This window comes from Archangium sp., assembly GCF_036389735.1.
Classification (GTDB): Bacteria; Myxococcota; Myxococcia; order Myxococcales; family Myxococcaceae; genus Archangium.
On sequence record NZ_DASVWK010000131.1, the window covers coordinates 1 to 7,276 of the forward strand.

Genomic DNA, 7,276 nt, shown 5'->3' on the forward strand with positions numbered 1-7,276 from the left:
AACTACCCCGGCTTCCCCGAGGGGATTACGGGCCCCGAGCTGATGGATCGCTTCCAGAAGCAGGCCGAGCGCTTCGGCACCGTCATCCACATGGAGAACGTGGTGAAGGTGGACCTCTCCAAGCGCCCCTTCTTCATCCAGGGCGAGAGCGCGAGCTGCTACTCGGAGACGATCATCATCGCCACGGGGGCGACCGCGAAGTGGCTGGGAGTGAAGGGCGAGGACACCTACAAGAACCGGGGTGTGTCCGCGTGCGCCACCTGTGATGGCGCCTTCTTCAAGAAGCAGGACGTGCTGGTGGTGGGCGGCGGCGACACCGCCATGGAGGAGGCCACCTACCTGGCGAAGATCGTCAACAGCGTGACCGTGGTGCACCGGCGCGACAGCCTGCGCGCCTCGAAGGTGATGCAGGACCGGGCCCTCAACAACCCGAAGATCTCCTTCCTCTGGGACAGCGCCGTCGACGAGGTGGTGGGCGACGGCAGGGGGATGACGGGCGCGGTGGTGCGCAACCTGAAGACGGGTGACACGAAGCTGGTGGCGGCCACGGGCCTGTTCGTGGCCATCGGCCACACGCCCAACACGCACCTCTTCCAGGGCGTGCTGGAGACGCACCAGGGCGGCTACCTGAAGACGGTGCCGGGCAGCACCCGCACCAACATCCCGGGGGTGTTCGCCTGCGGCGACGTGCAGGACAGCTACTACCGTCAGGCCATCACCGCGGCGGGTACGGGCTGCATGGCGGCGATCGACGCCGAGCGCTGGCTCATCGAGCACGGCCAGTAGGCGAGGACACCATGAGCAACAAGCAGAAGACGGTGGCGGTGCACGCGGGCGCGCAGGTGACGGGCAGCAAGGCCCAGCCGGTGGTGCCACCCATCCACGTGTCGGCGGTGAGCTTCTTCGACAGCAGCGACGAGCTGGACGAGGCGCTGGACGGCAAGGACTACGTCTACTCGCGCATCTCGGCGCCCAACGCCGCCCTGTTGGAGGAGGCGGTGGCGGCGCTGGAGGGCACGGAAGCCTGCGTGGCCTACTCCAGCGGCATGGCCGCGCTCCGGGCCGTCTTCGAGGCGCAGAACCTCAAGGCCGGCGACGTGGTGGTGATGCCGGCGGACGGGTACGGCGTCACCCGGTTGCTCTTCAAGAAGCTCGCCGAGCGGGCCCGGGTGCGCCTCGAGGCGGTCATCCTCGCCGAGGCCTCGGCGCCCGAGCGCATCGTCGCGCTGCGCCCCAAGCTGGTGCTGGCCGAGAGCGTCACCAACCCGCTGCTGCGCGTGCCGGATCTCCGGGCGCTGTCCCGGGCGTGCCGGGAGGTGGGCGCGGCGCTCGCGGTGGATGCCACCTTCCCCTCGCCGTACGGGCAGAAGGCGTGCGAGCTGGGCGCGGACTACTCCATCCAGTCCACGACGAAGTGGCTCAACGGGCACAGCGACGCGCTGGGCGGCACGGTGAGCGGCAGCCGCGAGAAGATGGCGGTGCTGCGCTCCGCGCGCCTGCTGGGCGGTGACGTGCTGGGGCCCTTCGAGGCGTGGCTCACCCTGCGCGGCGTGCGTACGTTGCCGGTGCGCATGAAGGCCCACTGCGAGCACGCGCTGCACGTGGCGCAGCGGCTCTCCGAGTCGCCGCTCGTGGATCGCGTCCACTACCCGGGCCTGCCGGGTCACCCGGACCATGCGGTGGCGAAGCAGGTGCTGCTGGGCGGCTTTGGCGGCATGGTGGCCTTCGACATCAAGGGCGCGGGCCGGCCGGACTGCTTCCGCTTCCTGGAGGCGGTGAAGCTGGCGCGGGCGGCCCCGTCGCTCGGAGACGTGTGCACGCTGGTCATGCACGCGGCCAGCGCGAGCGCGCGCCGCATGACTCACGAGGAGCGGCAGGCCGCCGGCATCGGCGAGAGCCTCATCCGCGTTTCGGTGGGCCTGGAAGATCCCGATGACATCGCGGACGACCTGCTCGCCGCGGTGGCGGAGGCAATGAACCGGTGAAGATGGTGGACGTGGGAGGGAAGGAGAAGACGGAGCGCGTGGCGGTGGCCACCGCGCTCCTGCGCATGCTTCCCGAGACGCTGGAGCGCATCCTCCAGGGCAAGGTGGAGAAGGGGGATGTGCTGGCCGCCGCGCGCCTCGCGGGAGTGATGGCGGCCAAGCGCACCCCGGACCTCGTCCCGCTGTGCCACCCGATCGCCCTCTCCGGGGTGGAGGTGCACCTCACCCCGGTGGAGGGCGGGTTGGAGATCCGCGCCACGGTGCGTACGGTGGACCGGACGGGCGTGGAGATGGAGGCGCTCACCTCGGCGTGCGCGGCGGCGCTCACGGTCTACGACATGTGCAAGAGCGTGGACCGGGGGATGGTGATGGAGCGCGTGCAACTGGACCACAAGTCCGGCGGTCGCTCCGGCACCTGGGACCGCGAGGGCGGTGACGCTCAGTAGCCGAATCCCCCGTCCCGCCCGCCGAGCGTCGAGGGGGGCGAGAAGCCCGAGCCGCCCGGGCCCTGGTCCCCTCCGAACGGTGCGGGCACGGAAGCCGGCGGGGTGAATCCCGAGCCACCCATGCCAGCGTCCTCGCCGAAGCTCGGCAGTGGCTGGGGCGTCGTGGGCGTGGTGCCGGGCGTCGTCTGCGGAATCCCAGGCGTCGTGGGGGAACCGCTGGTGGGATCCATCTGCGCGTCCGCGGTCGTGAGCGCCAACAGCGCCGCTGCGGCCACCGCCACTGCCAGCATGAGTCGCGTCTTTACTCCGAGGACCATGTTCCGCCTCCTCTCAGACCTCTGAGCGAAGGTGGACATGGCTGTGCTCGCGATGCAGCGAGCCCCTGTCTCCTCGGTGGCTGCTCTCCCGAGGGCGTGCCCGAGCTGCCAGTCTGGGGGCTGGCAGCTCGGAGCGGAGTGCGCCTGTCAGTGCTTCGGCTGGGGCGCCGCCGCCGACTTGCCCGCGGGCTTGGCCGCGGGCGCAGGAGCCGCGGGGGCGGCAGGAGCCGCAGCGGCGCTGGCGCGCTTGAGGTTGAACACGTGGTGGCCCTGCTCCTTGCCGCCGGCCCACATCGTCCAGTCGGCGACCAGCGAGGCCCCGTCGAACTTCAGCGCACCGGCGTGCATGTGGCCGTCCTTCGCCGGATCCAGGTTGGTGCCGCCCGCGAACGCGAACTTCAGCTCGTCCTTCGTGGAGGCGGTGGTGTCCAGCTTCATCTTCGGCTGGTTCGCGGAGGCGCAGTAGTGCGTCATCACGAGGTTGCCGCCATCAAGGTGGTAGATGGAGAGCATCTCGTGCGGCGTGCCCGGCATGATGGTCTCCAGCACGACCGAGCCGCCAGACGCGAGCCTGTAGGTCACGGTCGCGGGGAACGCGTTGGTCCCAGCGCCGGCCTGGCCCTGCCACTCCCCAGCAAGGGACTTCAGGCGCTCGAAGGCGGCCTTCTGATCCACCTGGGCGTTGGCGGAAGGCTCGGCGGCGAAGGACTGGGCAGCGGCGAACAGCGAAGCGACGGCGATGAAGCGGTTCATGTAGGGGTTCCTTCTGGGCTGCGACAGGTAGCAGCGGCGCGGCATCTTGCCGAAGAACAGGGGCCGTGGCCAAAAGCTGGAACTGGCGGTCCGTTGTCGCTCCCAGAGGGCGGTGTTATCACCGCGCGCTGTTCGCGAGAGGCTCCTCATGAACCACCTCGGCCCCCTGGGCATCTTCCTGCTTGGCATTTCCACTGGGGCGCTCTTGCTGGAAGTGCTGGCGTACAAGTTTGTCTTCAAGCGCGAGTACGGCTGGCGTTCCGCCCTTGCCTCCCTCGCCGTGAGCCTGGGTCGGAGCGTCACCCGGTTGATTCCGCTCGCGGTCACGCTCCCGGGGGCCTACTGGCTCTACGAGCATCGGCTCTTCGAGGCCTCGTCCCAGGGTGTCTGGTCATGGGTGGTCCTGTTCTTCGGCATCGAGTTTTTCTATTACTGGTTTCACCGGCTCGGGCACCGTTCGCGGTGGTTCTGGCTCTCGCACGCGGTGCATCACACCTCGAATGAGCTCAATCTGCTCGCCGCGGGTCGGCTCGGCTGGACGTCACAGATCACGGGCTCCTACGCCATCTTCACACCCCTGGCCCTTCTCGGCTTCACCCCCGAGTCCATCTTCGCCGCGTTTACCCTCAACCTGAGCTACCAGTTCTGGGTGCACTCGGACTGGGTGCCGAAGCTGGGTGTGCTCGAGGGAATCCTCAACACCCCGTCGGCGCATCGCGTCCACCACGCGGCCAACGTCGACTACCTGGACGCCAACTACGGGGGGGTGCTCGTCGTCTTCGATCGCCTCTTCGGCACGTATGTCGCCGAGCGCGACGACCTGCCCTGCCGGTACGGGTTGGTGCACCCGCTGAAGACGAACAACCCGCTCAAGATTGTCTTCCACCAGTTCGGCCCGTTCCTGCGCGATGTGAGGAGCGCCCGCGGCCTCCGCGAGGTGTGGGGCTACCTCTTCGCTCCGCCCGGCTGGCGCCCCGATGGCAATGGCGAGACCACCGAGGATCTGCGGCGCGAGGCCGCGGCTGGGAAGAAGGCCGAGGCCCCGACTCCGGTCCACGAGGCAGGGCAGGCGGTCGCGGTGTAGTCGGGCGACTATACCGTCAAGGGCTCGGAGGTCAGGGCCTCCGAGCCGGGCGGCACCTCGGCATCCGGTGCGTTCAGCAGGACGAGCAGGGGGATGGCCGCCCCGGTCTCCCCGAAGCTGGCCATGCCTCGCACGGTGCCCTCCACGCGCGAGCCATCGGGCCGTTTGAGCGAGATGGTCTGCCCCACACGCACGATGGGCGAACGCCTCGGGATGCCCGGGGAGAGCAGCACGCCCCGGCCCGCCAACCGTTGGATCGTCTCCACGGTGAAGAGGTAGCGCTCTCCGCCTCCCGCTCCCACCTGCCGCGCGCAGAAGGTGGCCAGCCGCTCCATCAACAGCATCGCGTGCTGCTGCACTCGCGCCAGCCGAGGACGTTCCCGCTTCAGGAGCTCCTCGGCATCGAGCCCCACGCGGGCCACGTCCCGCTGCGCGCTACGGACCCAGCGCTCGAACAGGTCCCCGTCCACCTCGGGGTGGAGCTGCACGCCATAGGAGTGACCCATCCGGAAGATCTGGTGTGGGTAGCGGGCGGTCGAGGCCAGCACCTGCGCCCCATGTACCGGCTCGAAGGTGTCCTCCTGCCAGTGCAGGACGTCGAAGAACTCCTCGAAGCCGGCGAACAGCGGGTCCGACAGTCCCTCCGTCGTCAGCGACACCGGGTGCACTCCCAGCACCGGGCCCTTCTCGCCCGGGTGGACGCGGGCCCCGGCCGCGGCGGCGAGCACCAGCGCGCCGGCTCCGATGCCAAGGCTCGGCCGGCCCGACTCCAAGCGGCGCGCCAGCAACCGCCGTTGTTCTTCCAGGAGGGAAGGGGGCTGCACCTCCTGGAGTCCCAGGGCACGCCCCATCACCACGACCAGGTCCGCCTCCGTGTCCTCGGGGTGTGGGGCTCCCGAGCGGACATCCAGGGCGAAGCCCGCGCGCCGCAAGGCGGGGCCGAGCTGCCCGGGGCCCGCTTCTTCGTCATGGATCAGAACGACGGCGGTGGGGGAGGTCGAAGGCGACTCGTTCATGCCGGGAAGATTGGCACGCTGGCGCGCTCAAGGACGCCAACGTGCCGTGCTCCATTGGGTTGATGACACTGGTGCCCTACAGGCCGAGATCCACGCCCAGGGTCCCGGGGGTTTCGTTGCGCATCAGCGCTCCGCGGCCCGAGTTGAGCTGCTGGCCACAAAGGAGGTCCGCCCGCGAGTCGAAGCAGGGCAGGTCCGAGTTCGTGCGGTTGAGGGAGTAGATGCAGCGGGCGCCGTTCACGTCCCACTCCGCCTCGAAGAACCAGTTCTCGGTGTCCTTCTGGATGCCGAGCTCGTCGTAGAAGTCGATGCGGTTGCCCGTCTTCGTGTAGCTCTGCCCCGTGCCGCAGTAGTCGGCGCGCACCATGCGCGTACACGCCTGGTGGTAGGACTCGAGCGGCACGCCGTTGTAGCTGGCCCACGGCCGGTAGCCCCACAGCGTGCACTTGGCCAGGGCGCCTCCCAGGCAGGCGAAGGTGAAGCGCTGTGGGTCATTCGTCTTCGAGCCGCCGCCCGTCACGCCCTGGCGGTAGTCCCAGATGCCTTGCAGCGGCAGGGCCTGCACCGCACTTCCGGCGGCATCCTCGCAGGCCGGCTGCCACACGCCGGACGCGTCGCGGTATTCCACGTTGTAGAGGGTCACATCGCCGTTGGGTGCCGGGGCCGGGTTCATGCTGGCGATGCGCACCGGCACCGTGCTGCCATCGCCCAGGTTGCCCTGGAACTCGATGCCGATGAAATCCGCGCCCAGGTAGATGTTGCTGCCCTTGTACCCATAGAAGGTGGTGCCATCGAGCCACGCATCATCGAGCGTCGCCCCTCCCTTCTTCGCCGGGTTGAGGTTCACGCTCACCATGAATTTCGACAGGTCCGAGCCGTTGAGGTCCCTGCCGTTGAGATCCCTGCCGTTGAGATCCCTGCCATTTTCCACCGTGATCGGGGCCGCGAAGGTGCGGGGGGCCATCTCCTCGGGGGCGAGGGAGTTGGCGCAGGCAGACAGAGACAGGGTACCGGCGAGCCAGAAGCAAATCGAGTACGAGCGCATGGGACTCCGTGGGGGCGGGGTCGTGTGTTGGCGGAGGGCGACCCCAGCCCCATTCCTACGTGAGTGGGGAGGCGCGTGGCACCGAAGGACGGTGTGTGTGTTATCGGGCGGACGCGAGCGGCATTCGCTGCCGGGCACTCAAGGGGCGTCCGCGCACAGTCGCACACCGACACTGAGGTCCCGGAGGCCGGGCTCGGGTGTCTCACGGTTGGGGATGCGGGCGGTGCTGGAGCCGAAGTAGTAGCTGCCGCCGCGGGCCACCGGGCGGCCGGGTTGGAGGACGGAGTCCACCCACTCGAAGACGTTGCCGGCCATGTCGTCCAGGCCGAAGGGGCTGCGCGAGGTGGGGTGGCTGCCCACCTCGTCCGGGCCGAAGCTGGCGCCCTGCTTGCCATAGGTCTCGTCGTAGTTGGCCTCGTGGGGCTGCAGCGCGTCGCCGTGGGGGAACTCGCGCTCGTCCACGCCCCGGGCGGCCCGCTCCCACTCCCACTCCGTACACAGCCGCGCGCCAGGCACGCGGCCGGTGTGGGCCAGCCACGCCGCGTAGGCCTTCGCGTCCGCGTAGTCGATGGCGCCCACCGGCATGCGCCGCCAGTCCTGCTCCACCCCCGAGGGGCGTGAGGTGTAGCG

The 7,276-nt window shown here is 69.4% G+C and carries 9 protein-coding genes; 4 read left to right on the forward strand and 5 right to left on the reverse strand.

Annotated elements, in window-relative coordinates; translation table 11 throughout:
- The 3 genes from VF794_RS04985 to moaC all read left to right on the forward strand — a co-directional run.
- Positions 1-786 (forward strand): NAD(P)/FAD-dependent oxidoreductase (locus VF794_RS04985; RefSeq protein WP_331108025.1); only part of this gene is annotated, 786 nt, incomplete at its 5' end.
- Positions 787-797: 11 nt separating this feature from the next.
- Positions 798-1,985, forward strand: a complete 1,188-nt coding sequence (locus tag VF794_RS04990) for an aminotransferase class I/II-fold pyridoxal phosphate-dependent enzyme (protein ID WP_331108026.1) — start codon at positions 798-800, stop codon at positions 1,983-1,985.
- Positions 1,982-2,431 (forward strand): cyclic pyranopterin monophosphate synthase MoaC, encoded by a 450-nt coding sequence (gene moaC, locus VF794_RS04995; protein WP_331108027.1) that lies wholly within the window; start codon positions 1,982-1,984, stop codon positions 2,429-2,431. Before VF794_RS04990 ends, moaC begins: the two co-directional genes overlap by 4 nt.
- Here moaC and VF794_RS05000 read toward each other — a convergent pair.
- Together VF794_RS05000 and VF794_RS05005 are read right to left on the reverse strand one after the other, a co-directional pair.
- On the reverse strand, positions 2,425-2,748 hold the full coding sequence (locus tag VF794_RS05000; protein ID WP_331108028.1) for a hypothetical protein: 324 nt from the start codon (positions 2,746-2,748) through the stop codon (positions 2,425-2,427). The genes moaC and VF794_RS05000 overlap by 7 nt on opposite strands.
- 147 nt (positions 2,749-2,895) lie before the next feature.
- Positions 2,896-3,501 (reverse strand): hypothetical protein, encoded by a 606-nt coding sequence (locus VF794_RS05005; RefSeq protein WP_331108029.1) that lies wholly within the window; start codon positions 3,499-3,501, stop codon positions 2,896-2,898.
- A gap of 148 nt (positions 3,502-3,649) precedes the next feature.
- Between VF794_RS05005 and VF794_RS05010 the strand changes: the two genes are divergently transcribed.
- Positions 3,650-4,585, forward strand: coding sequence for a sterol desaturase family protein (locus tag VF794_RS05010; RefSeq protein ID WP_331108030.1), 936 nt, complete (start codon positions 3,650-3,652; stop codon positions 4,583-4,585).
- An 8-nt stretch (positions 4,586-4,593) separates the two neighbouring features.
- Here the strand turns inward: VF794_RS05010 and VF794_RS05015 are convergent, their stop codons facing one another.
- From VF794_RS05015 to VF794_RS05025, 3 genes are all read right to left on the reverse strand, one after another.
- Positions 4,594-5,601 (reverse strand): type 1 glutamine amidotransferase, encoded by a 1,008-nt coding sequence (locus tag VF794_RS05015; RefSeq protein WP_331108031.1) that lies wholly within the window; start codon positions 5,599-5,601, stop codon positions 4,594-4,596.
- A 76-nt stretch (positions 5,602-5,677) separates the two neighbouring features.
- Entirely contained in the window at positions 5,678-6,565 is an 888-nt protein-coding gene (locus VF794_RS05020) for an ADYC domain-containing protein (protein ID WP_331108032.1), read from the reverse strand.
- A 219-nt stretch (positions 6,566-6,784) separates the two neighbouring features.
- On the reverse strand, positions 6,785-7,276 hold a 492-nt coding region (locus VF794_RS05025; protein WP_331108033.1), incomplete at its 5' end, for a formylglycine-generating enzyme family protein.

Bases quoted from the DNA above. Each gene is read 5' to 3' on its own strand.
- VF794_RS05000 (WP_331108028.1), bottom strand. From the start codon at position 2,748: ATGGTCCTCGGAGTAAAGACGCGACTCATGCTGGCAGTGGCGGTGGCC.
- VF794_RS05015 (WP_331108031.1), bottom strand. From the start codon at position 5,601: ATGAACGAGTCGCCTTCGACCTCCCCCACCGCCGTCGTTCTGATCCAT.
- VF794_RS05020 (WP_331108032.1), bottom strand. From the start codon at position 6,565: ATGGCCCCCCGCACCTTCGCGGCCCCGATCACGGTGGAAAATGGCAGG.
- VF794_RS04990 (WP_331108026.1), top strand. From the start codon at position 798: ATGAGCAACAAGCAGAAGACGGTGGCGGTGCACGCGGGCGCGCAGGTG.
- VF794_RS05010 (WP_331108030.1), top strand. From the start codon at position 3,650: ATGAACCACCTCGGCCCCCTGGGCATCTTCCTGCTTGGCATTTCCACT.
- VF794_RS05005 (WP_331108029.1), bottom strand. From the start codon at position 3,501: ATGAACCGCTTCATCGCCGTCGCTTCGCTGTTCGCCGCTGCCCAGTCC.